This window comes from Terasakiella sediminum (assembly GCF_033100395.1).
In the GTDB taxonomy this organism is placed as follows: Bacteria; Pseudomonadota; Alphaproteobacteria; order Rhodospirillales; family Terasakiellaceae; genus Terasakiella.
Genome location: NZ_JAWLVJ010000026.1, coordinates 23,234 through 44,230, shown reverse-complemented (window position 1 = coordinate 44,230; position 20,997 = coordinate 23,234). Strand labels below are relative to the sequence as shown.

28 protein-coding genes and 1 tRNA gene are annotated in these 20,997 nt (G+C 43.3%); 12 read left to right on the top strand and 17 right to left on the bottom strand.

Features of this window, described 5'->3' with window-relative positions; all coding sequences use genetic code 11:
* Nucleotides 1-9: 9 nt before the first annotated feature.
* Both RYZ26_RS17200 and RYZ26_RS17195 read left to right on the top strand, forming a co-directional pair.
* A complete protein-coding gene (locus RYZ26_RS17200; RefSeq protein ID WP_317684483.1) occupies nt 10-570 on the top strand; it encodes a hypothetical protein in 561 nt (186 codons plus the stop codon).
* A gap of 145 nt (nt 571-715) precedes the next feature.
* Nucleotides 716-877: a hypothetical protein gene (locus tag RYZ26_RS17195; protein ID WP_317684482.1), complete on the top strand. Its 162-nt coding sequence runs from the start codon at nt 716-718 to the stop codon at nt 875-877.
* A gap of 11 nt (nt 878-888) precedes the next feature.
* Here the strand turns inward: RYZ26_RS17195 and RYZ26_RS17190 are convergent, their stop codons facing one another.
* The gene (locus RYZ26_RS17190; protein ID WP_317684481.1) at nt 889-1,338 is read right to left on the bottom strand and encodes a hypothetical protein; all 450 of its coding nucleotides are present in this window, start codon (nt 1,336-1,338) and stop codon (nt 889-891) included.
* Nucleotides 1,335-1,625 carry a hypothetical protein gene (locus tag RYZ26_RS17185; RefSeq protein WP_317684480.1) on the bottom strand — a complete coding sequence of 97 codons (291 nt, stop codon included), beginning with the start codon at nt 1,623-1,625 and terminating at the stop codon, nt 1,335-1,337. The genes RYZ26_RS17190 and RYZ26_RS17185 overlap by 4 nt, the downstream gene beginning before the upstream one ends.
* A 170-nt stretch (nt 1,626-1,795) precedes the next feature.
* Here RYZ26_RS17185 and RYZ26_RS17180 point away from each other — a divergent pair, with 170 nt between their 5' ends.
* From RYZ26_RS17180 to RYZ26_RS17140, 9 genes are all read left to right on the top strand, one after another.
* Nucleotides 1,796-2,377, top strand: a complete 582-nt coding sequence (locus RYZ26_RS17180) for a hypothetical protein (protein WP_317684479.1) — start codon at nt 1,796-1,798, stop codon at nt 2,375-2,377.
* Nucleotides 2,370-4,457, top strand: coding sequence for a DotA/TraY family protein (locus RYZ26_RS17175; protein WP_317684478.1), 2,088 nt, complete (start codon nt 2,370-2,372; stop codon nt 4,455-4,457). Before RYZ26_RS17180 ends, RYZ26_RS17175 begins: the two co-directional genes overlap by 8 nt.
* Complete coding sequence (locus RYZ26_RS17170; RefSeq protein WP_317684477.1) at nt 4,457-5,836, top strand: MobA/MobL family protein; 1,380 nt, start codon at nt 4,457-4,459, stop codon at nt 5,834-5,836. The genes RYZ26_RS17175 and RYZ26_RS17170 overlap by 1 nt, the downstream gene beginning before the upstream one ends.
* Before the next feature lie 4 nt (nt 5,837-5,840).
* Nucleotides 5,841-6,359, top strand: a complete 519-nt coding sequence (locus RYZ26_RS17165) for a hypothetical protein (RefSeq protein WP_317684476.1) — start codon at nt 5,841-5,843, stop codon at nt 6,357-6,359.
* Nucleotides 6,346-6,825, top strand: coding sequence for a hypothetical protein (locus RYZ26_RS17160; RefSeq protein ID WP_317684475.1), 480 nt, complete (start codon nt 6,346-6,348; stop codon nt 6,823-6,825). The genes RYZ26_RS17165 and RYZ26_RS17160 overlap by 14 nt, the downstream gene beginning before the upstream one ends.
* Before the next feature lie 491 nt (nt 6,826-7,316).
* Nucleotides 7,317-7,583 (top strand): hypothetical protein, encoded by a 267-nt coding sequence (locus tag RYZ26_RS17155; protein ID WP_317684474.1) that lies wholly within the window; start codon nt 7,317-7,319, stop codon nt 7,581-7,583.
* 1 nt (nt 7,584) lies between these two features.
* The gene (locus tag RYZ26_RS17150) at nt 7,585-7,872 is read left to right on the top strand and encodes a hypothetical protein (RefSeq protein WP_317684473.1); all 288 of its coding nucleotides are present in this window, start codon (nt 7,585-7,587) and stop codon (nt 7,870-7,872) included.
* 32 nt (nt 7,873-7,904) lie between these two features.
* A complete protein-coding gene (locus RYZ26_RS17145; RefSeq protein WP_317684472.1) occupies nt 7,905-8,123 on the top strand; it encodes a hypothetical protein in 219 nt (72 codons plus the stop codon).
* A 92-nt stretch (nt 8,124-8,215) separates the two neighbouring features.
* Nucleotides 8,216-10,036 (top strand): DUF4365 domain-containing protein, encoded by a 1,821-nt coding sequence (locus tag RYZ26_RS17140; protein WP_317684471.1) that lies wholly within the window; start codon nt 8,216-8,218, stop codon nt 10,034-10,036.
* Between the two features lie 159 nt (nt 10,037-10,195).
* Here RYZ26_RS17140 and RYZ26_RS17135 read toward each other — a convergent pair.
* From RYZ26_RS17135 to RYZ26_RS17075, 13 genes are all read right to left on the bottom strand, one after another.
* Nucleotides 10,196-10,271: transfer RNA gene (locus RYZ26_RS17135), tRNA-Phe, on the bottom strand.
* A gap of 135 nt (nt 10,272-10,406) precedes the next feature.
* The gene (locus RYZ26_RS17130; protein WP_317684470.1) at nt 10,407-10,607 is read right to left on the bottom strand and encodes a DNA gyrase inhibitor YacG; all 201 of its coding nucleotides are present in this window, start codon (nt 10,605-10,607) and stop codon (nt 10,407-10,409) included.
* 5 nt (nt 10,608-10,612) lie between these two features.
* Nucleotides 10,613-11,959, bottom strand: a complete 1,347-nt coding sequence (locus RYZ26_RS17125; protein ID WP_317684469.1) for a ribonuclease E/G — start codon at nt 11,957-11,959, stop codon at nt 10,613-10,615.
* A gap of 15 nt (nt 11,960-11,974) precedes the next feature.
* Nucleotides 11,975-12,544 (bottom strand): Maf family protein, encoded by a 570-nt coding sequence (locus RYZ26_RS17120; protein ID WP_317684468.1) that lies wholly within the window; start codon nt 12,542-12,544, stop codon nt 11,975-11,977.
* Between the two features lie 20 nt (nt 12,545-12,564).
* A complete protein-coding gene (gene infA, locus RYZ26_RS17115) occupies nt 12,565-12,783 on the bottom strand; it encodes a translation initiation factor IF-1 (RefSeq protein ID WP_317684467.1) in 219 nt (72 codons plus the stop codon).
* Nucleotides 12,784-12,890: 107 nt separating this feature from the next.
* On the bottom strand, nt 12,891-14,342 hold the full coding sequence (locus RYZ26_RS17110) for a sensor domain-containing diguanylate cyclase (RefSeq protein WP_317684466.1): 1,452 nt from the start codon (nt 14,340-14,342) through the stop codon (nt 12,891-12,893).
* 14 nt (nt 14,343-14,356) lie between these two features.
* Nucleotides 14,357-15,574: an aminotransferase-like domain-containing protein gene (locus RYZ26_RS17105; RefSeq protein WP_317684465.1), complete on the bottom strand. Its 1,218-nt coding sequence runs from the start codon at nt 15,572-15,574 to the stop codon at nt 14,357-14,359.
* Nucleotides 15,575-15,648: 74 nt separating this feature from the next.
* Complete coding sequence (locus tag RYZ26_RS17100) at nt 15,649-16,095, bottom strand: arsenate-mycothiol transferase ArsC (RefSeq protein ID WP_317684464.1); 447 nt, start codon at nt 16,093-16,095, stop codon at nt 15,649-15,651.
* A 10-nt stretch (nt 16,096-16,105) separates the two neighbouring features.
* Nucleotides 16,106-16,585, bottom strand: a complete 480-nt coding sequence (locus RYZ26_RS17095; RefSeq protein ID WP_411576880.1) for a UPF0262 family protein — start codon at nt 16,583-16,585, stop codon at nt 16,106-16,108.
* 162 nt (nt 16,586-16,747) lie between these two features.
* Nucleotides 16,748-16,927 (bottom strand): hypothetical protein, encoded by a 180-nt coding sequence (locus tag RYZ26_RS17090; RefSeq protein WP_317684463.1) that lies wholly within the window; start codon nt 16,925-16,927, stop codon nt 16,748-16,750.
* Nucleotides 16,928-16,949: 22 nt separating this feature from the next.
* Complete coding sequence (locus RYZ26_RS17085) at nt 16,950-17,150, bottom strand: hypothetical protein (protein WP_317684462.1); 201 nt, start codon at nt 17,148-17,150, stop codon at nt 16,950-16,952.
* A 77-nt stretch (nt 17,151-17,227) separates the two neighbouring features.
* Nucleotides 17,228-17,437 (bottom strand): cold-shock protein, encoded by a 210-nt coding sequence (locus RYZ26_RS17080; protein WP_317684461.1) that lies wholly within the window; start codon nt 17,435-17,437, stop codon nt 17,228-17,230.
* A 336-nt stretch (nt 17,438-17,773) separates the two neighbouring features.
* The gene (locus tag RYZ26_RS17075; protein WP_317684460.1) at nt 17,774-17,998 is read right to left on the bottom strand and encodes a hypothetical protein; all 225 of its coding nucleotides are present in this window, start codon (nt 17,996-17,998) and stop codon (nt 17,774-17,776) included.
* 211 nt (nt 17,999-18,209) lie between these two features.
* On the opposite strand from RYZ26_RS17075, the gene RYZ26_RS17070 reads away from it, so the two are divergent.
* Nucleotides 18,210-19,220: an amino acid ABC transporter substrate-binding protein gene (locus RYZ26_RS17070; protein ID WP_317684459.1), complete on the top strand. Its 1,011-nt coding sequence runs from the start codon at nt 18,210-18,212 to the stop codon at nt 19,218-19,220.
* A 30-nt stretch (nt 19,221-19,250) separates the two neighbouring features.
* On the opposite strand, the gene RYZ26_RS17065 is transcribed toward RYZ26_RS17070, so the two are convergent.
* Entirely contained in the window at nt 19,251-20,525 is a 1,275-nt protein-coding gene (locus RYZ26_RS17065) for a tetratricopeptide repeat protein (protein ID WP_317684458.1), read from the bottom strand.
* Nucleotides 20,526-20,527: 2 nt separating this feature from the next.
* Nucleotides 20,528-20,923, bottom strand: a complete 396-nt coding sequence (locus RYZ26_RS17060; protein WP_317684457.1) for a hypothetical protein — start codon at nt 20,921-20,923, stop codon at nt 20,528-20,530.
* Nucleotides 20,924-20,997 lie beyond the last annotated feature (74 nt).

Here is a 20,997-nt window from a genome sequence, read left to right as displayed (position 1 = left end):
TACAATCTAATGACAAATCTCGAAACCGTCTTATATCAAGGCATTGAAGTTCCAAAGAAGTATCTTTCTGATGCAGAAGCACTTTATCAAGAAGCTGTTGATGCATCAGAAGGTGTGGAAAATCCTTTTACTCTCCCCTCTCGAAAACGAACATGGCATTTTCGAGTGTTCGAAAAAGGTATGCAAGACTCAGGAAAGCTTCAAAAGAACAGCGGAGAGCGAGTGATTGAATACTACGCCAGCTTTTCAGAAGCGAAGAGAAGAAACGTAGATACTACACTCACGCTCTCATTCTACGAATTGTCTTTAGCTGAGCTAGAAAGTATCTCACTCAAGCTTTTAGATGCAATTCAAAATGAGTTTGACAAAGCCGTGACTTACTTCGCTTTACACGCCGGATTTTCAACACGGCTCGGCATCAAATGGTTTGAAGAAGAAAAACAAGCAGCATTCAAATTCGAATTTGCATTCAATGAACATAAGGAAGCTCTGTTTGTTCTGATGGAAAAAGTATTCAAGGAATACGGCAAAGAGAACGAAGTTAAGCTCAAAGAGCTTGAAGAAGAATAAAGCCAACAAGGAACCCCATCTTTTCGAAGGTGGGGTTTTCTTTTCATACTTTTTATGCAGCAGCATATATCTAAAGACATATAGAAATCGAAGTATTTAAATCTATATATCTACGGAATCATATTTAATCATGGAGTATCTTAAAATGAAAAAAATTGTCTTATCTAGTAAAGAGATGGAATCAATTCAAACTTTGATTAACGTAACATCAAAATTACGAGGAACTGGTATCGAAAAAAGGATTATTGATCTTATGCATGATTTGATGCAAGCAGATCAAAACAATATGATTCTGATTGAAGACTAATAAAAAGCTCCCTAATTTTTCGGGAGCTTCAATTTACATTCTTTTGAGTTGTTTTTCATGAAATCATCATAGATTTCTTTGAAATCTATATGATCTTTATATCTAAAAACGGTTGCATAGAATCCACCTTTTTTCAAATTCGGCTCTAAGTCTGTCAAAAGAATAATATCACCAAGCTTATTATCACTTATTGCATGTTTTAGAGCTGATCGAACACAAAGTTTGTTATCAAGTTCTCTGATATAGATATCAGTAACTTTAACATCATTGAGCCATGTTAGGGCATGAATTCGAATTTCATTTCCTGCCCCGATTTGCACGATCTTTGCTTTTATCGGCATCGGCTTTTCGTAATCAAAAGAAGCAGCATAAACAGGATTTAATGCGGCAAACATTGCTATTGCAAAAATAGTGTACGTTTTAAGCCGTTTCAGTGACCTTTTTTCATTTTTCTGTATCATTGTGCCACCCCATTTTGAGGTTCATTGCCGTTCAAAGGCTCAAGATCGAAAACCTTTCTATCTCTATCTCTTGTGAGATGCTTATCTAATAGCTTTCCCATATATCTTTTTAAGTTTTCATCATATTTCATTGCTTCAAGAACGCAAAATCCTAATAAAACTTTCTTCTGTGTGTCCTTCGCACGCTGTTCTTTAGAAACTTGTTGCTGAATTCTTTTAAGATTCATAACAGCTTTCCTCTTTTTTTGAAGTGCATCTTGCAATCGTTTGTCAACATTATTTGTCATTATTTGAATCCTTATAGTTAATATTATCTAACTATTGAATATTAAAAACTTGATATTTGCAAGAATCAAAGCTTTAGTTACCTTAATAGGGAAGTACACGACTTAGCAAACTGGCACTGCGTTGGTTTGCGTCTGTGTTCTGCGAAGCACTAAACTTGGGGGAATGAATAATGAAAAAAACCATTATTGAAATCGAACAAAACGGGATTTCTGATCTTTGGAATGTAAGAATACAGGGCGAGCTTTTATGCGAATGCGGTTCGATAAAAGAGCTAGTCCAAGTTTTAAAAAATAAGAAGATAAAGGGAGCTATCTGGCTATCGTTTTTCGATAGAAGATTACCCCAAGGACTTACAGCTTTTCACGCCGTTACAATCAGAGAAGCCCTTTTTAAATTAAGCACTGACATTGCCGAATTTATCAATGTTGCAGGAGTCTCAAAAGCAGACTTCATAAAGGCAAAATGGACATATCGCTCACGTTCAATTGACGGTATCGCTTTGATGTTAGCTGTCATGTTTGTTTCTGCAAATTTCTTTGCACAAAATGGTGCAACCGATCTTATAAAACCGGATTTTTCACCAGCAGGTTTTCAAGCTGGCAAGCCTATTACTTTTAACCCCGTAATAAATTCATCTTCTAGCTACTCTGATGATGAAAACCCAGCGGTAACAAATTTAAAACAAGCAAGAGAAACACAGCGAAAAATTATCGGCTTGCCTCCAAAATCAGGAGGAACAAAACATGAATAATTTTGGAGGTGTATTCGATTCAGCAAGCTCAATAAATAATCTAGCTGTGACCATGCTTGAAGCCATTGTTCCAATGAATGAAACGACAGCACTTAGTGGTGCTTTTCAGACTTTCAATTCTACGATCTTGATTGCCGCTTCTTTTATGATTGGCTTTCACGTTTTGCTTGGCATCGTGAACACAGCTCAAGAAGGTCAAGTTCTTGGAAAGCAGTGGCACCAGATTTGGGCACCAGTTAGAGCAGTTCTTGGAATTGGTTCTCTTGCTCCCGTCTTTAATGGTTTCTGTATGGCTCAATTAGCCGTGATGCAAGTTGCATTATGGGGAATAGATTTAGGTGATAAAGTCTGGTCAACCTTTGCAAAAGATATCGCCCAGGTTGGACATATCACTACCCCGAATTTGCAAACTTCTGATGACATAATTCATGACCTAGTAAAGATGGAGTTATGCAGATTAAAAGCGGTTGAGCTTGATGAAGGTATCCAAATCGGGGGGATTACGAATAGCCCCTTTTCTAAAGAAATTGATTATCCGATCATTCCAAGTCAGACAAAAAGAAACGTCACAGACATTCAATCAACTCAGTACAATGTTTCAGCAAAGCTACATAATTTTGATAATGGAATTTGCGGAAAGGTATCTATCAGGGTTGGAATTCTTCAAGATGAAAAAGGCTACTACACTGTAGCTGAAACTTCCAAAATCCAAGAAAAGCAAATCGAAGTTATCAACAATCTACTTCCTGAGATTGAAGGGGTAGCACAATCAATTTTGATTGCTCAAAAAGGCTATTCCTCTATGCCTTCAAATGCTTTCATTAAGCAAATAAAATCTAAATACGATTCTGCAATGGTCGAAATTGCAAACAAGCTTTCTAGTGAAACGCAGACTAAAAGCAAATACCATTTTGCACAGCAAGCCGAAAAGTCTGGCTGGATGAGTGCCGGAATGTGGTATCTGACAGTATCTAATATTGTCGGTGATATTACTGCTAGTGCATCGACGAAACCAACAACGACAACGCCGGATTTATCAATCCTCGTTGATCAAAAACACACTTACTATAGACCTTTATCTAAATCACTTTCAGGGTTTGAAACTTGGTGGAGAAGTGAAAATGATTTAGCTCTTGTAGGGAATTATTCAAATCTTGAAGCTGGAAGAAATGAGCCAGCAGACACAGGAATAATGTCTAAAGCTCTTGAGTTTCTAGAGTTCGGCAAGCTCGAAAAAATCTATGAATGGGCTAAAATTGACACCACCAACCCAGTTGGGTCTATGGCTAATTTTGGGCACAATGTAATTGTGCTTGCAGAAGGCTTAACGGCTGGCGGTATCTTGGCGGGAATGCTCGCCGGTAATCTTGCTTCTGCAACCGTTGGAGGGCTTGGAGGGCTTATGTTTATCCTTCCTGTCCTCTGGTTCTTAGTTGGTGCGATTTGGATAGTAGGGATACTTCATGCCCTGATCCTGCCAATGCTCCCTTATATCACTATGTTGACAGCTTCTTTAGCTTATGTGGTCTTGGTATTAGAAGCTTTGATAGCGGGACCAATTTGGGCTTTCGTCCATTGCCGTTTAGATGGTCAAAACATGATCGACCAACCGCAGAAAACAGGCTACCAAATCCTATTTTCTTTATTCCTAAGACCATCATTAATCATCTTTGGCTTGATCTTTGGAATGGCAATTTTAGGGGTTGTTTATGGCTTCATAAATGAAACCTTTTACTATGCTGTCCGAGGCTCAACAGCAGGCTTTTTCGCTGGTCCTGTTGTTCTTGTCGTCATGCTTTGCTTGCTATCATATTTGCACTGGTTCGTAGTAGTTAAATGCATGTTGCTAGCTACGACATTCCCCGATCGCATCACCCGTTGGTTTGGGGCTACTCCTGATTCTCTTGGGGAGCAAGAAGACAATAAACAAATCAATGCAGTTGTTACCAACTCTATGCAATCTGCATCGCATAAAATCAGCCCTAGGGGACCTAAAAATAGCGGTCCTAAAGCACCTGAAAAAGCAGAAGAAAACGCTGTTTCTTTATCAGCTCCTAAAGACGAAGGAGCTAAAGAATAATGATTGCTTTCGGTGCTCTAAAATCTATCAACAGAAAATCCGGCAGGAGTCCTCAAGGGGCTTCTGCCTACCGTTCCGGCACCCGATTGGTTGATAGCTTAGACGGTTCTATTCATGACTACACAAAGAAAAAGGGAGTGCTGCATAGTGAAATCATAGCTCCTTATGAATGGTGCTATGACCGTCAAAAGCTTTGGGATGAAGCCGGAAATAAGGATCAAAGACGCAATTCGACAACTGCTAGAGAGTGGCTTGCAGGACTTCCAAAAGAACTTTCTCAAGAAGGGCAAATCAATGTTGTCAGGGAGTTCTCTCAATTCATTTCTGAGCGTCATAAAGTCGCCGTTGACTTTGCTCTACATGATGAAAATGACAAAACAAAATCTGGCAATATCCATGCTCATATTATGTTGACAACGCGAGTTGTTGAAGCTGATGGGCTTGGCAAGAAGACCCGCGAACTTGATGTAAAACCTAGCTCTAAAGAACACGTTGAAGCATGGCGAAATCAATGGGAACAAATGGTGAATCGTCAGCTAAAGCTTGAAGGAATTTCTTCTTCTATTGATATGCGATCTTATGAAAGACAGGAGGTTGCAAAGCTTCCTCTGCATGAGATCGATATAGAAACCTACTACGCAAAAGAAGACGAAATCAGGGCTTTGCACGAAGCAACAGCCAATAAGAACAGTAAGGCAGAAGTCCTTATTGAGAAACTTACAAAATATTCAAACCATCTAGATAAGGAGATTTCTAAAATGGCAAATCTAAAGCAGTTTAATAATGTTCAGCATCAGGAAATCAAAGAAGACGAAATGCCGAAAACAACAGGCTACGTTAAGAAAAAGGGGCAAGGCACTCCACAAAGAAAGCCTAAGAAAAATCAATATTCTGATGAAGAAAAGCAGAACTTCAAAGCCAAGTTACTGTCAGACTATTTTGATACAGATATGGGACACCACGCCCCAAATCTTAAGCAATTCCGTAAGGGTGAACCTACTCGTATCCAGATGAATGATAACACTTGGATTAGAGACTTTGCAGATAAAGACAGCATAGTCTTAAATGGTAATATCAACGATGCCAGCATGAATTTAATGGCTGATGCGATTCAAGCAAAGGGCTGGGAACCCGTTGAATTGTCAGGGACAGAAGACTTTAAAGCGAGGATGTGGCTTGAGCTGAGACTAAGAGGCGTTGAAGTAGACCCCGACAGCTACCAGCCACCAAAGGAAGTCGCTAAACAGCTTGAGATTTTAGGAGAAGTTAGGGAAGCAAAAAAGCCAGAGTTTACACAGAAACCCGAAGCCCCAGACCCTTCTAATGATAATGACAAAAGGGAAGAAATCGAAGCCCCTACACCTAAAATGGGGATGTAATGATATGCCGATCATCAGAAACTCACCCGATCAAAAGTCTTGCATTATCAGAGATAAAACACCTCTTAGAGTTCAGCTTGATTGCCTAAAAGTCATCAAGGATAGGGAGCTTCAAGGCAAACTAAGGCAAAGGATTGAAACCTTCAATCCTCACCTTTCAGCCTTTTTTGATTTCATCATGCAAAAGCAAAAAGACTATGAAAAAGAAGTCTTAGAAGCTGATGAAAACACAATAATTGATATAGGTGCTGAACCGTGGCTTACATTCGATAGGCTTGATCGTTGGAAGATCGACGATCAAATCCCCGCTTGGATAGCTCAAATGTCACTCTTAGAAGCTGTTTTAGGGGCTTCTGGGGCTGGTATCCTACTTTCTGACCCCGAACCCCCAGAAATCAGACAAGATGAATCTAAGATGCTTTCTAAGGCTTCTGGCTTTGGTGATGATTTCGGGGATATGGATTTAGATGAAATTATGACCGATGTTGATGATTTCTTAGGGGGTGAAGATGCAATTCATTAAAGACCTAACAACCTATCACCAAGGGGATTGGATTAAACAATCTATTCATTCAAACGGTTTCAAAGGCGTTGAATGGCAAATCGGGCAATCCGTTTATTCTTTTGATGAAAAATTCTGTGACAGAGTTCAGCTTTTAATAGATCAAATCAATCCTTCTGCGGTAGTCAGATTTGGACCGAAACTGATTTTCAAAGGTCAAAGAATGGGGGGAGGTTGCATTGGCAGAAATCAAATCCTTGTTTCTTTTTGCAGTGCTTACAGCCCTATAGAAATCTTGAGGCATGAACTTTTCCATTCGGTTTTCGGTGCTCTAACACCAGAAGAACAAAGCTTTTTGCAAGATGATGAAGAATCACTAGCAACCTATTTTCAAGACCCTAAAAGCAAGGGTTATCTTGAATATAAAGATTTGTTTCAGATGGTAGAAAAAGGTGAATTATTCAAGAGAATGAATGATTTCATTTAATCATCTTCGACACTCTGCCCTTCTTTTTTGTGTCTAGCCAAGCATTCCATAAAATAAATATATCCTCCGCACCACTCCTTTCAGGACCGTGAGGAATATTGATTTTCTTCCATTTATTGGCTTTTCCGACACATTGCGAAGGGCGACGTGACGAAGATGATTTAAGCAGAGAACCATATAAGCAGTTAGCGTTGCTAACTGTTTTTCTTTTGCTCAGGGGCTTAGTTCAAAAGATGATCCTTTCCCCGATATATTTAGGGGGAGTTATTCTTATAAAATGTGAGTGAAACGAACTCTATGGAACCCCTTGAGGGGTGGAATAGATTTTTCAAGGTGGGGTGTTGTTGCTTACTAATCATTGTTTATGGAAAAGAGAGTGCAATTTGTGTATTTTGTAAAATCAATCGTAGCTTGAGTAACTGTAAAGGCGATCAAAAGTCGATTCCCGACAGTGATTGCCTTCAGGTTTAGATGAATGGAAAAGACAGGAAATGGCAGTCCAGCGAAAAGAAATATACTACAGGCAGAAAGGTAGTATGGGGCAAAATGAATACTGGTGGTATCTGGTTCTAGATAAAGAAAATCGCAAGTTTTACATTGAATATGAGTGGGATTGTGTGCCCCTCGGAGGCGGTAAAGCTAGCAAAGGAAGCTCTACTTTGACCATTCCTGAGTTTTTACAACAGGGACATCATGGCACTGAGCATACAAATTTTCTAAATATGATCGAAGTTTTGTTTGAAGAAGGGAATATGTAAAATGGGTAATCAAAAACGTATGAGTGATGAAGAGTTTGATGAATATTTAGAGGAATATTGGCCATTCTTATGTCACCGCAAAGGTAAATGGGGGCCGATAGACACGCCAGAAGCAATATCAAAAATGACAGATGAACACATTGCTAGTTCTATTGCTTATATATCTAAGCATAAAAAAAATCTTAGATATGGAGGTCAATTACCAGATAACCCCCAAGACCTCTCAAATCTTGAGGAATTGATCAAATTAAAGACTGCTGAACTTGAGAAAGAACTGCAATCTAGGTAAGCAGAAAATTTTAATGATAAGGAATTGTAAATATGGATATACGTGTTTGTAAAAATGTAGATTGTCAAAAACCGTTTGAAGTTTCAGGTTTGGGTGAAGTCGCTCCTGGTAATAAAATGCGTGAAGAACTTCATTGTCCCTACTGCGGTACTCTGTATAGCAGGCCGATGACATCCGGCTTTCCTCGCTCTCACAAACTCACCGATCAGCAAATTGCGGATTGGAAAGAGAAGAATAACAAAGCTGACTAATTTCTAGGTAAGTTTATAAAAGGATAGAGTGTGTAACGTTTTGAGAAACTCTCCATCTAAAGCAAAATGTAATAACAGGTCTCTGAATCAAAATGAATGCTACTGAAATTGGAATAGAAGCAGGACGGATTTTTCAATATAACCTGCCCAACAACTGGATTTACCGCAGCCAAGAAGATCAAGATGATTTTGGTATTGATGGTGAAATTGAGCTGAAAAATGAGATTGGCAAGGCTTTAGGCAGTGATAGTGTTTTTAAAATTCAAATAAAGGGTGAAGAGAACTCAAACTACATTAATAATGGCAAGGTCCTTTCTTTCACTTTAAAAGTGGAAAAACTGAACTATTATTTTGAGTTCAATATCCCTGTTATTCTAATTGTGGTGGAAGTTTCTTCTGAGAAAGTTTACTGGCTACCTCTGACCAATAATGAAGAATTAAGACGCAAAGCAAATATATCTAATCAAAATCGCACAATCCAAATACATCTTCCTGTTGAAAACATATTAGAGAGAAGAAACGAGGCATTAGCGAACAATCTAATTCAAGTCGTTAGTGATTGTTGGGGATACCTCGCCATTAAAGGGCTCGAAAATGAAGTGAAGCGATACCCAACACTGAGTCCTTCAAAACTTGAGGACCGCATCCAGAGCACAGGTGATGCACTCTACAAAGCACATCATCAAAAACTGAATAACTTGCTATCTGATAAGAAATTTGAGGACCTGTATCAAACTGCATCAGAGATTCTCAAATCACCAATCGTTCCCGCCAGTGATAGGTTCATTGCACTTTTATATTACTGGCAAGCATTCCAGATCGCCCCATTCAAGCAGGCGACTAAAGACATTCTTGAAGAGAATTTTGGGATTTGCAATCTCTTGATCCATCTTGCACGAGAGCAGAAAAGCAAGGCTCATAGGCTTATTGCGATTGGCAAGTCACGAAGCATGAAATTCAAATTTCAATTAGATCAGCTTTATGCAACACATCACTCAATTAATCATTTTGAAAAAAACAGCTTAGAGCACTTCATCTTTAACAGCCAAACTCATGAAATGTACAAAGACTGCTGTTTATCACTGCAAAAAATCATTCATCTATGTAACCGTCTAACGCTTAATGATCAGTTCGATATTCTTGCTGGGGTGTATGCTGATATCTGTGGATTAATTGGTACTTTTCAAAGCGTTCACACCGCTAGAGGTGCAAAAGAATCTGTTGAATTTTTAGAGGGTTGGCATGAAAGCACGCTGTTTCTTGTATTATCATATTGTCTAATCACTAAAGATGTTTTCAAACTTAAAAAGCTTTATCTGGAAATTAGTTTGAAGTTTCATGAAAATAATGCCCTGCGACAAAAGGCTCGAAATTATATCTTATCAAGCTTGCCGGAATTTAAGAGCTATTTGGATCATATCGAAAAATCCGTCAAAGAGACTATAGAAAACAGAGACTTTTTCAGCCTACCAATTGAAGAACAAAAAGCTCTTTTTACCATAAAGGCTAAAAATCTAGGAATGGACCCTGATGATCCAGAGGCAGAGTATGGCCACATTATCGAAACTGGACTAAAGAATTACGATCCAACCGATATTATGAAGAATTGCGAGAGCTTATTTGTCCATTATAGACCTGGTGGAATAATAGCTCAATCTCTTGGTATGCATTCAGCTGGGGGGATGCACCTTCTGATTTGCTTAAAGCATGGACATGCTCAAGGAACTGGAAATCTCTTATCTGAATTGTATGACCGTCATAGCGATCAAGAATTTTTGCGAGGCTTCAAGCAATACCATTGTGAGAGTTGCTTGGATTGTCAGCCTAGAGAGAAAGATTGGGTATGGAGCCTTATGTGGTATCAAGAGGCGGTAGAAGAAAATAAAGAGCTTTTGGGTAGATATAAGTTTTAACGCTTCCTGCTGATCAAAACTTGGATTTTTCTACCTTTCAAAAGGCACGATAAAGCACTTTAAAAAATATGTGCAACGTTGCAATTAACGAAACAAAAAAAATCCCCCAAAGATGGAGGCTTGTTTTTATTTATAAGTAATTGATTTTCTTGGAGAAAATGGTGCCCGGGGGCGGACTTGAACCACCGACACGCGGATTTTCAATCCGCTGCTCTACCGACTGAGCTACCCGGGCTTACCAGTATGTGACACAGCATCGGTACCCGCTGCGTGGGAGGGGTTATAGAGCTTTGATACGGGCCTGTCTAGACTCTTTTTTAAAAAAAATTGTCACAATAAAACAAGCGCTTCATTGACTGGCTGTTCAGCCTTAGCCTGGCTCGTATTCGTCGAAGTCACTTTCTTCGTCAGACTCGATCTTATAGCCCTCGTTCAGCCATTGGCCCAGGTCGATATCTGCGCAGCGTTTGGAACAGAACGGGCGGTATTTCATCGTGCTGGGCTTGCCGCAGGTCGGACATTTTGCACCTTTGGTCAGGGCCATGGTGGTGACGGTTTTATCGACGGTCATTTTGTTTATTCCTCCAGGCGATAGGCAAGGGGCTTGAGGGTTTTGTCTTCTATCGGCTTCAAGTCAAAGCCAAGGCGGTCGGAAAGCCATGTGGGTGGATGGGCCATCCAAATGGCATAAAGGTGTGAGCCTAGTGAGACACGCCTGTGTGTGGTGCCTTTGGAAAGCTGGCGCAACAGGGCGTAGAAGGTGTTTTCAGGGGCATTGAGCAGGCTTGGCAGGTCTGTGCCTTTCCGTTTGCGCGAAACTTCTCCCAAGCCCAGTTTGGTCAAGCCGTGAAAGGTGGTGCGTTTGTCTTTAAGTTTCTGATGGACCGCCTGTTCCAGCTTGTGTTTATGGTTCTTGTTTTTAAGCGAAATGAAATCAATGAGAATCTGCCCGCTGAGGTTTCGCAAAACCATTTGATCTGCCAGAACATCAAGGGCTGCAAGATTGGTGCGCAGGTGGTTTTCATCCAGGTTCCGGTTATCTGTGCGTTCCGCCATATTCACATCGACCGCAATAAGGGCGGTTGTGGGCTCAATCACAATATTGCCGCCACCGGGCAGCGCGACGGTTTTGTGGGCAGCTTCTTCAATCTGGCTTTCCACCCCTTCGGCTTCAAACAGCAGTCTGGCATCATTATGAAATTCAGTCTGTTCAGTCAGGCGCTGCATTTCTTGATAGGCACTGAGACCTTCAACGATAATGCGGTCAAAACAGAGGTGCTTATAGCGGTCCCATTGGCTTTCCAGAAAACCTTGTGCAGCTAACAACAGACTGGGGGCTTTGTCTTGAGAACTTTCAATGGAAGCCCATTGTGAGATCAGGCTCTGGGCTTGATGCAAGATGGCGTCAGGTTCCTGATTTTCAGCACTTGTGCGTACGATTAATCCGCAGTCATCTGGCAGATGATCCGTGAGAAGGGCCTTGAAAGCCGATCGTTTGTCTGTGTCTTTGAATTTGCGCGAGACATTGATGCCGGGGCGGTTGGGGGTGAGGACGCAATCGTCGGCATTCAGATCAATCTTGCAGGTCAGCACGGCCCCTTTATCGCCTTGAGGAGTTTGGCGAACTTGAACGAGGATTTGTTCACCCTGATGAAAGGCCTTGCTGATGTCGTCGGCAAAAGTGGCACTGACGGGCAGGAAGGCGTTTTGATCCCCGCCAATATCGACAAAGGCTGCTTGCAGGGAGGCAACGATATTGACGACGCGGCCTTTATAGATATCACCGATCTGCACGTTCGCACGGGCCTGTGTGGTGCCTGCGCGATCGATATGCAGGTTCGTCAGGATATCGTCACGCAAAACAGCCCAGCGGGTTTCGCCGGGGATATGGTCGATCAGTAAGGTGTAAGCGCTGTCCGACATGGTCATTCCTATGGGTCAGGGACGATAGCCAAGTCCGGATAATAAGCTTTTTACTTCGAAAAGGGAAAGGCCAACCACATTGCTGTAAGATCCGATGATCTTTTCAACAAACGCGCCGGCAAAGCCCTGTATGGCATAAGCGCCAGCCTTGCCGTCCCATTCATCTGTTGCGATATAGTCGCTGAGCTCTTCAGAAGACAGGCGTTTGAATTTGACGGCGGTGTCAATCAGGCGGGTATTGACGGACCCGTCAGGTGCCACAACGCAGATGCCGCCATAAACATGATGGCGACGACCCGACAGCATTTCCAGAAACTTGCGCGCCTGTGTGGCATTTTCAGGTTTGGGCAGGTTGCGCCGACCAAGACCTACGACCGTGTCAGCGCCAATGACGAATTTGCCCGGGTGATCATTGGCAATGGCCTGTGCCTTACCAATGGCCAAACGCAGTGCGAGTTTTCGCGGCAATTCGTTTTTTAAGGGCGTCTCATCAATATGGGCAGGCACAATCTCATCGGGCGTGATGCCGATTTGCGCCAGAAGAGAGACTCTTCTGGGAGAGGCCGATGCAAGTACGAGACTCAAAAGAAAAGTCCCAACCGATCTTATTTGAAACGGAAAGTAATGCGACCCTTGGACAGGTCGTATGGCGTCATTTCAACAGTAACTTTGTCACCTGCGAGAACGCGGATACGGTTCTTGCGCATTTTACCGGAAGTATGAGCCAGAATTTCGTGATCATTTTCCAGTTTTACACGAAACATAGCGTTAGGAAGAAGTTCGGTTACAACGCCCGAAAATTCAATCATGTCCTCTTTGGCCACGGATATATCCTTTTAAATATAAAACAAGCTTGATTTGGCAGGCAAAATGGTCGTGAATCCCTTTCAGGTCAAGAGTTTTTTGCATCTGCGTTGTCTTTAGGCAATGATCAGGATGGTGACGGGTAGGTGATAGACACTTTATTGCGCCCTGTGCGTTTGGACTGATACAGTGCCTGATCGGCCCGGTTGATCAGCGGCAGGGCGGCTTCTTCAGGCATCATCTGGGTTACGCCGAGCGATGCTGTGACTTTTAAATCCAGATTCCCATGCATGATGGTTCGATTTTCAATCGATTTGCGGATGTCTTCGGCGATCTTTATGGCACGCGCATCATCACATTCCGGTAGCAGGATGAGGAATTCTTCGCCGCCCCAGCGACAGACGGTATCAGATTCGCGCAGTCGTTCCTGAATGATTTTGGCGATATCTTTCAAAACCACATCGCCGCACAGATGGCCGTGGGTGTCGTTGATTTTTTTGAAATGATCCACATCCAGCATGGCGACAGAGACCGGATGATGATGGCGTTTGGCGGATTTGCTGATCTGATCAAAAATCGGGTCAAATACATTGCGGTTGGGCACACCAGTCAGTTTATCCGTTGTTGCCATATCTTCCAGTTTACGCTGATAGCGGCTGATGGTCAGGTTGGCGATTAAAATGACCACGATGGAAATCACCAGACTGACGAATAGATTGACCATCAGATTGTCGGTAATTTTGGCTTTAACGCTGTCTTCTTCCTGTTCTACCAGCAAATACCACTGGAACTCGTCCACCAGGCGGGAATTCAGATAGATCAGTTTGCCGTCGCGTTCATAACTGAAGGACCCGCTGGGTTGGGACAGGATGTTGGTCGCGATTTTATCAAGGCCCGGTGTTTTGCGGATAGAACTGCCGCGATAATCATCAGTGTTGGACAGCATGATGGTGCCGTCGCGGTCAATAAAACTGACCCGGCGACCATAACGTTTCTGATAGGTGACGATACGTTGCTGCACCTTGCTGACCGACAGGCCGACGCCCGTTACTCCGATGAAGTTGCCTGCGTAATCATAGACCCGGTAATTGATGAATACGGTCAGACTGCTGGGGTTTGCCGTATCAAAATCCAGATTGATTTCATATTCCTCACCGGAATTAACGAATTTATAATACCAGTCATCCAGCGGATCGATGTCGCTGATGGTTTTTAGAATACCCGTGGAATGATAATATTTTTTGGTCTGTTCAGACACAAAGAAGCTGGTGACCGTGTTATATCGGTTCTGGATTTCACGCAGATATTTGACCAGTCTGCCTGGGTCGTTCTCGCCCTGTAATGTCCAGTCACGCACAAAGGTGTCCTGGGCCATCAGGGATGAGATAAAGATCGGCTGCAACAGGTCGCGCTGAATTTCGCTATAGATATTGTTGCTGGTCAGCGGCAGGGCGGTTTCCGAGATTTGTTCTGAGAGCGAATCATGGGCTGCGTAATAGCTGGTCAGGCTGGTCATCATGAACCCAAAGATCATGAGTGCAGCCAGAACGATGATAAAACGCAGCTTGTTTTGCTTCATACTCGGTTTAGTCCTTACAGTTCGCTTCGGATCAGATTGGCCAGACGTTTCATCCCGTCATGAATGACTTCTGGTGTGCAGGTGGAGAATGACAGGCGAAGCGTGTTATCCCCGCCACCGTTTGCGTGGAACGCGGCTCCTGGAACAAAGGCGATCTTTTCTTCGGCCAGTGATTTTTCCAGCAGTTTGCGCGCATTCATGCCTTCTGGCAGGTCAAGCCAGACGAACATGCCACCCGTAACAGGTGTGAAGTTCACACTGTTGGGCAGGTTCTGGGTCAAAGCATCAATCATGGCTTTGCAGCGTTCCCCATAGACGTTGCGCAATTCTTCCAGATGGGGTTCCATGATGGCGTTGGCAAGTTCGAATGTGAGGGTCTGGTTCACGGTCGATGTATGAAGATCATTTGCCTGTTTCAGCAGAACCAGTTTATCCAGCACGCCTGTTGGGGCGATGGTCCAGCCAACACGAAGGGCAGGCATCAATGTCTTGGACGCTGTGCCCAGCTGAATAACCAGACCTTTGTCGTTCCAGTTATCTTTACCCAGGAACGTACTTTCCACTTCCAGCAAAGACGCAGGCGGTGGTGCATCATAATAAAGGGCACGGTACGCCGTATCTTCCAGAATGATCACGTCATATTCATGGGCCAGTTCAATGATTTTCTGGCGACGTTCCAGCGGGATGGTCATGCCGCCCGGGTTCTGGAAGTCAGGAACGGTATAGAGGAATTTCACGCCTTGCTTGAAAGCCGCTTCCACACCATCCAGCATCAAACCGTTGTTATCGGTTTCAATGGTGATGTAGTTGGGGCGACGACAGCCAAAGACCTGCAAGGCCCCCAGATAGGTCGGATTGGCAACCGCGATGGGTGTGTCGGCATCAATCAGCGCAGAAGCCAGCAAGGTAAGCGACTGCTGCGCGCCATTGGTGATGAGGATGTTGTCGCGGCTTAGTGTGTTATCAGCACAGGAACAGGTTTCTGCCACCCAGTCACGCAAAGGGGCATAGCCTTCGGTCTGGGAATATTGCATCAATTGGCGGTCCTGATCGGGCTGATCAATCATACGTTCGCGAAAATGTCGGACCTGTTCCATGGGGAAAAGGGCAGGGTCGGGGATGCCGCCTGCAAAAGACAGAATTTCCGGATCAGCCAGAATTTTTAGTAGCTCACGGATTTCCGAAGCATCAATAGAGCCTGCATCGGCTGAAAATTTATCGTCCCAAGTCATAGTCGTCCCCAGATTTTTAAGGTCAGAGATATTGACCTTTCTTGGGCGTGGCGTCAATTCACAAATGTAACAAATTAGACGTCGGACAAACCGTGGCGCGGGAATTCCCGCTTGATTTTCATCATCAGTTGATCGCGGATGGCGCGATAGGCATCCAGACGCTGATCCCGGCTGCCGCTGGCAAGGCTGGGGTCAAAGGTGTTCCAGAAATTAACTTCGCAATCCATATAGGCGGTCATATCCATGGCATGGTGCTGGGCTTCTGGCGACAGCGTGATGATTTTGTCGTAGAAACTGTCTTCCAGCATATCAAAGGTCTTGGGTTCGTGGGCTGTGACATCCACGCCAATTTCATCCATGACTTCGATGACAAAGCCGTCCGTTTCCTGACCCAGGCGTACGCCGCAGGAATCAACATAGATGCGGCGGCCGTGGATTAGCTTCATGATCCCTTCCGCCATGGGAGAGCGGATGGCATTCATAGTACAGCAAAACAGAATCGCAGAAGGTAGCTCGCTCACCCTTTATCCCTCACTGGCGGATGTGCAGGACACAAACAAGGGTAAAGAGGCGTCGGGCCGTATCGTGGTCAATCTGAACCTTTTCTTCCAGACGTTCTCGCAGGATGACAGACCCTTCGTTATGCAGGCCGCGACGGCCCATATCAATGGCTTCGATCTGCGCAGGCGATGCGGTTTTGATCGCCTGAAAATAGCTGTCACAAACGAGAAAGTAATCTTTCACGATTTTGCGCACAGGCATCAAGGGCACCTTGATCTGGGTGAAGACTTCTTTTTCACCTTCTTTGGAGACATCCAGCACCAGACGTTTGCCGTCTTCGATGGAGAGATTGACGTCATAGGGGCCTATTTCGTCACCGACGGGGGCAAAATAGTTTTCTTCCAGCAGATCAAAAATGGCGACTTTGCGTTCATGTTCGATCTCGGGTTTCAAACGAATGGCATCAAGCCCTTCAATATTGATGTTTGCTATTTTCTGCAGTTGATGCACGGGCTTATCCCCCTCAAAGATACGGCACTTCGATTTGCCCCATAAAAGCATATCAATGGGGGCGTTACAATGTGAATCGTTGTTGAAGGCAAACCATTAAAAAAGCCCCGAGGCAAAACCAGGGGGCATCTTGCATTTAAAGAAAAGAAACTTGTGAGCCTGCTATTCAAATCGAATGTCGGTGGCGTCGCCATAGGCGCCTTTAATCAGTTTCTTTGCATGGCGGGCCATTTTGTGATGGACCGATGATTTGATGGAAAAGACCGGGGTGGGGCCAGTGTTCTGGCAACTTACAAAGTTGTGGATCCCGTATCTAATTAGAAATTCTTGTGTTTGTGTCATATTATTCCTTATTTTTGTTTATCTATTTGTTAAGCACAGCCCTCGCCAGCTTTTTTGTCGCTTTGCGTTCTTTTGCCTCTTTGGCAAGGCGCAAGGCTTTCAGGTTAGCAATTTGAGCACTGCGTTCATTTTCAGCCGAGACTTTATCTTCAAGAAACTGATCTGTTTCTTCCTGGCTGATCCGTGCCAGTTCTTCGGCACGTGACAGGGTGGTTTTGCGCATTGGTCTTCCTGACGTATCTGTTCAAAGAGTATGCTGTCCCTATGGTTATTCCACAGGGACAGTCAAACCAGTGCGAATTAGCCAGCGAGAGACAGGTCCGTGGCAGATGTCTTGCCGTTGCGACCTGTTTCCAGTTCGTATTGAACTTTTTGACCATCATTCAGGCCTTGCAGACCAGCACGTTCTACAGCAGAGATATGGACGAATACGTCCTGTGCGCCGTCTTCAGGCTCGATAAAACCGTAGCCCTTAGTTGAGTTAAACCATTTTACATTTCCAACAGCCATAACATTGTCCTTTGATTGGAAAGAGAAACTACGCATCCCGCAACGTGCGGTGACACGTTCAATTAAAATCACAATGTACAGAGAAACTTGGAAAATCGGCTACGCCGAAACTATAGAAACGCGAACTGTGCGAAATATTGAACCCACCATATAACCTGCGAACCGACAAAAGTCAATTGATTCGAGAAAAAGAGGATGGAGGCTGCGCCGATGTCAGTTGTTCACAACAAAAAAATAGGCGACGATTGCAATTTGAGCGACAAGCAGAACGACACCTGCGATAAATTTTTTATTCATTTTGGCATTCAGGTTTGAATTTCAGGAATGTTTAAGACTCTATCGCGAAAATGCTGCAAAGCAACAATTTATTTTTTCGAACCATCTACATAGGCTTTGAATTGCAGGTCTTCGTTTGAAATGTTCTTCGGCATAGTGTTCCAGCTCGCGAAAGACAATGTTCAGACGCTTGATACTTTTCAGCTGAATGGTTTTCTCATATTCCGCAATCAGGTTCAGGAGGTTTTTATGGTCATTGTCGATGATTTCTGAACCAACTGACATCTGATCGCGCCACTCAAGAGCTATGGTTATTTCTTTCCTGTTAAATCAACCTTTGTTATTTGTAGGTTGTGGAAAAATAGTATCAATAATTGAATTTTGTGTTTTCACAATATGCAAAAATTACCGAATATTGTCAGAATGTATATTTGCAACCTTGGCTGACTTCTATACTGTCAGGTACGTGTTTCGTTTTGTTGGCCTTTGGAAATCGATGGTTAAGTTTTTAGTTGCTTTTTGTTTATCTGTTTTTATAGCTGCCTCCGCTTCGGCGACAACGCTGGAAGATGTGCGTGCGCGTGGTGTGGTCAATTGCGGTGTGGATGAACAGCATTATGGCTTTGCCTATCTGGATGAATTTGGTGAATGGACCGGGTTTGAAGTGGAATTTTGCCGGGCCTTGGCGGCTGCGATTTTTCAGGATGCCAACAAAGTTTTCTTTGTTCCACTGAATGCGCAGACTCGTTTTACTGCGCTGAAGAATAGACAAATCGATGTACTGTTGCGATCGACGACTTGGACTTATACCCGCGATGCAACTCTTGGGTTTGATTTCCCCAGTGTGACTTTCTATGACCATCTCGCTATTCTCGCCCACAAATCGGTTGGAGTGAAGAGATTGGATGATGTGATTGAGGCGTCGCTTTGTGTGGCAAATTCCACAACGACGGAAGAGACTGTGCGTGAGTATGTGGAAAGCACAGGCAAACCGATCCGCATCAAGGTGTTTAATTCGCGCGAGGGGTTGAATAATTTCTTTTTTTCAGGCCAGTGCGACCTCTATGCGGCGGACCATTCTGCCCTTAAATCCATCGTGATGGGCACGGCCCCCAAGCCGGACAACTATTATTTCCTGGAAACATCTTTGTCCAAAGAACCGCTGGGTCCTGTAGTGCGCGAAGACGACCGGGAATGGTACGAACTGGTTAAATGGATGATCTTCGGCATGATCGAAGCGGAAGAACGCGGCATTTCCAAATTGAATGTGGAAGCCATGAAACGCAGCCAGTTGCGGTCCGTCAAATTCATGCTGGGGGTGACGCCCGGATTTGGTCGCAAACTTGGACTACAGGATAGCTGGCTCGCTGATGTGATCGGCGCAGTCGGGAACTATGGTGAAATCTTTGAACGCCATCTGGGGATGTCCAGTACGATCAAGATGGAGCGTGGCCTCAACGCGCTGTGGCGCAACGGCGGGCTGATGTACAGTATGCCGATCCGGTGAATGCACTTATTTACATTTCATAGTGTTGATTTATTCATTGTTTTGAATTTGATGTATTTGGTTTTCAAGTTTTTTTATTTGCTGCATTATATTAGAGTATTCTAAATTTGAGGCTGCTTTTTTTGATATTTCTAGTACTTCCAGGGCCTTATTAAAGTTACCGCCCATGGTCAACAACTGTCCTAATAACGCACCGGAAGCAGCAATGCCTTCTGCATGATTAAGTTGAAGGTTGATTTGAAAACTCTCAGATAATTCATCATAGATTAATTGTGCTTCTCCTTTTTCTAGGCCGCCATTCGTTAAACGATTTTGTGCGATCGAAAACAGTATCATACCTGTATTTGGAGCATCCTGGATTTTACGCAAACTAGGTAAGATTTGTTCTGTTTGAAGTGCCAAAGCCTCGTCACACCTTCCCTGCTGCATTTTAATTTCTGCAACTTGTTGTAGTGAGGAGATTTTGTCTCGTTCATCGGCGAGTTGTTCAAATGCTGGAATTTGTTCTTCTAGGATAATATGCAAAGCTTCATCAAGGTCGCCTTGCTGTTGAAGCGCTTTCGCAATGCTTCCCATAGCAATAGCTTTGGATCTTATATCTCCAATGTATTCGAAAATAGGAAGTTGTTCATTCCTCAAAACTCGCAAAGCCTCTTCGTAATTACCCATAGTTAGAAGTAATTTGCTTATTTGATCTAATGTTGCTGCTTTTGACCTGAGGTCACCAAGTTGATCAAAAATTGGAAGCTGCTCTTCATATCGGATACGCAGGGCTTCTTCAATTTGTCCTTGTTGCTCCAGAATGTCAGCAATTTTGCCCATTGTGAGGGCTTTTGATCTAACGTCATTGAGCCGCTCAAAAATGGGGATCTGTTCCTCATATCTGATACGCAAGGCCTCTTCAATTTGACCCTTTTTGAAAAGAAGTTTGGCAATTTGGCCAAAAGTTTGAGCTTTTAATTTGAGATTATTTTGTTCTTCATATAAAGGAAGTTGCTCCTCTTGTAAAATGTGCAGAGCTTCTTCAATTTGCCCTTGTTGTTGAAGTACATCAGCAATTTGACCAAGTGTTGAGGCCTTCGATTCCTTGTCACCTGTTTTTTCGTAGGATGCAATGGCCTTATACATGGGAGACAAATAAATATCAAAAATGTCTGAAGGTATATTGGCTCTTAGGAGTGAAGCTTTTTTTTTCTTTTGTTCTTTGTGGGTCCGTACATAGAACAAGCCAGCTACAATTGCGCTAATTACACCCGCAAACGCTGAAACCCAAATAGCAAATTTCGAAATAAACAAGGGGTCCATGATTATGTCTCCGAAATAGCTATACAGATTGAAGAAGTAATGCACGATATTAAAAAAAGACTTATAGATGTTGAGCTGACAATATCAGCATCCATGGGCTGTTGGGACAACTTAGCTTCTGCAATTGATGAGAAGTAGAGGGCTGAGACCATTAGAACAATAACACTGGCGCCACCTGCGATGATTTTTACTATTTGGAGTCTGTTTCCCGACCCAATAACTTCGCCAATAGAGGCAGCACACATTGCTGCGACGATCAAAAGCAATTCACCACTACCTAGTATGGCGTTTAGATCAAATGTTTTATTTTTTGAAACTAGTATCAGTACATTGAATAGCAGGGGAGTAAGTGAAACAAGAACACTAAAAAATAACCACTTGGTAAGCTTCTTGGGCATTCAGAATGTTCCTGCGTAAGCTATTGAGCTAGAAAAAATCTCAGAGTAGTATTAGCATTTATTTTTAAAATGTT

Excerpts from the sequence above, each read along its gene's own strand:
- RYZ26_RS17200 (WP_317684483.1), top strand. The coding sequence starts at position 10 with ATGACAAATCTCGAAACCGTCTTATATCAAGGCATTGAAGTTCCAAAG.
- RYZ26_RS17195 (WP_317684482.1), top strand. The coding sequence starts at position 716 with ATGAAAAAAATTGTCTTATCTAGTAAAGAGATGGAATCAATTCAAACT.
- RYZ26_RS17190 (WP_317684481.1), bottom strand. The coding sequence starts at position 1,338 with ATGATACAGAAAAATGAAAAAAGGTCACTGAAACGGCTTAAAACGTAC.
- RYZ26_RS17185 (WP_317684480.1), bottom strand. The coding sequence starts at position 1,625 with ATGACAAATAATGTTGACAAACGATTGCAAGATGCACTTCAAAAAAAG.
- RYZ26_RS17180 (WP_317684479.1), top strand. The coding sequence starts at position 1,796 with ATGAAAAAAACCATTATTGAAATCGAACAAAACGGGATTTCTGATCTT.
- RYZ26_RS17175 (WP_317684478.1), top strand. The coding sequence starts at position 2,370 with ATGAATAATTTTGGAGGTGTATTCGATTCAGCAAGCTCAATAAATAAT.
- RYZ26_RS17170 (WP_317684477.1), top strand. The coding sequence starts at position 4,457 with ATGATTGCTTTCGGTGCTCTAAAATCTATCAACAGAAAATCCGGCAGG.
- RYZ26_RS17165 (WP_317684476.1), top strand. The coding sequence starts at position 5,841 with ATGCCGATCATCAGAAACTCACCCGATCAAAAGTCTTGCATTATCAGA.
- RYZ26_RS17160 (WP_317684475.1), top strand. The coding sequence starts at position 6,346 with ATGCAATTCATTAAAGACCTAACAACCTATCACCAAGGGGATTGGATT.
- RYZ26_RS17155 (WP_317684474.1), top strand. The coding sequence starts at position 7,317 with ATGGCAGTCCAGCGAAAAGAAATATACTACAGGCAGAAAGGTAGTATG.
- RYZ26_RS17150 (WP_317684473.1), top strand. The coding sequence starts at position 7,585 with ATGGGTAATCAAAAACGTATGAGTGATGAAGAGTTTGATGAATATTTA.
- RYZ26_RS17145 (WP_317684472.1), top strand. The coding sequence starts at position 7,905 with ATGGATATACGTGTTTGTAAAAATGTAGATTGTCAAAAACCGTTTGAA.
- RYZ26_RS17140 (WP_317684471.1), top strand. The coding sequence starts at position 8,216 with ATGAATGCTACTGAAATTGGAATAGAAGCAGGACGGATTTTTCAATAT.
- RYZ26_RS17130 (WP_317684470.1), bottom strand. The coding sequence starts at position 10,607 with ATGACCGTCGATAAAACCGTCACCACCATGGCCCTGACCAAAGGTGCA.
- RYZ26_RS17125 (WP_317684469.1), bottom strand. The coding sequence starts at position 11,959 with ATGTCGGACAGCGCTTACACCTTACTGATCGACCATATCCCCGGCGAA.
- RYZ26_RS17110 (WP_317684466.1), bottom strand. The coding sequence starts at position 14,342 with ATGAAGCAAAACAAGCTGCGTTTTATCATCGTTCTGGCTGCACTCATG.
- RYZ26_RS17105 (WP_317684465.1), bottom strand. The coding sequence starts at position 15,574 with ATGACTTGGGACGATAAATTTTCAGCCGATGCAGGCTCTATTGATGCT.
- RYZ26_RS17090 (WP_317684463.1), bottom strand. The coding sequence starts at position 16,927 with ATGACACAAACACAAGAATTTCTAATTAGATACGGGATCCACAACTTT.
- RYZ26_RS17085 (WP_317684462.1), bottom strand. The coding sequence starts at position 17,150 with ATGCGCAAAACCACCCTGTCACGTGCCGAAGAACTGGCACGGATCAGC.
- RYZ26_RS17080 (WP_317684461.1), bottom strand. The coding sequence starts at position 17,437 with ATGGCTGTTGGAAATGTAAAATGGTTTAACTCAACTAAGGGCTACGGT.
- RYZ26_RS17075 (WP_317684460.1), bottom strand. The coding sequence starts at position 17,998 with ATGTCAGTTGGTTCAGAAATCATCGACAATGACCATAAAAACCTCCTG.
- RYZ26_RS17070 (WP_317684459.1), top strand. The coding sequence starts at position 18,210 with ATGGTTAAGTTTTTAGTTGCTTTTTGTTTATCTGTTTTTATAGCTGCC.
- RYZ26_RS17065 (WP_317684458.1), bottom strand. The coding sequence starts at position 20,525 with ATGGACCCCTTGTTTATTTCGAAATTTGCTATTTGGGTTTCAGCGTTT.
- RYZ26_RS17060 (WP_317684457.1), bottom strand. The coding sequence starts at position 20,923 with ATGCCCAAGAAGCTTACCAAGTGGTTATTTTTTAGTGTTCTTGTTTCA.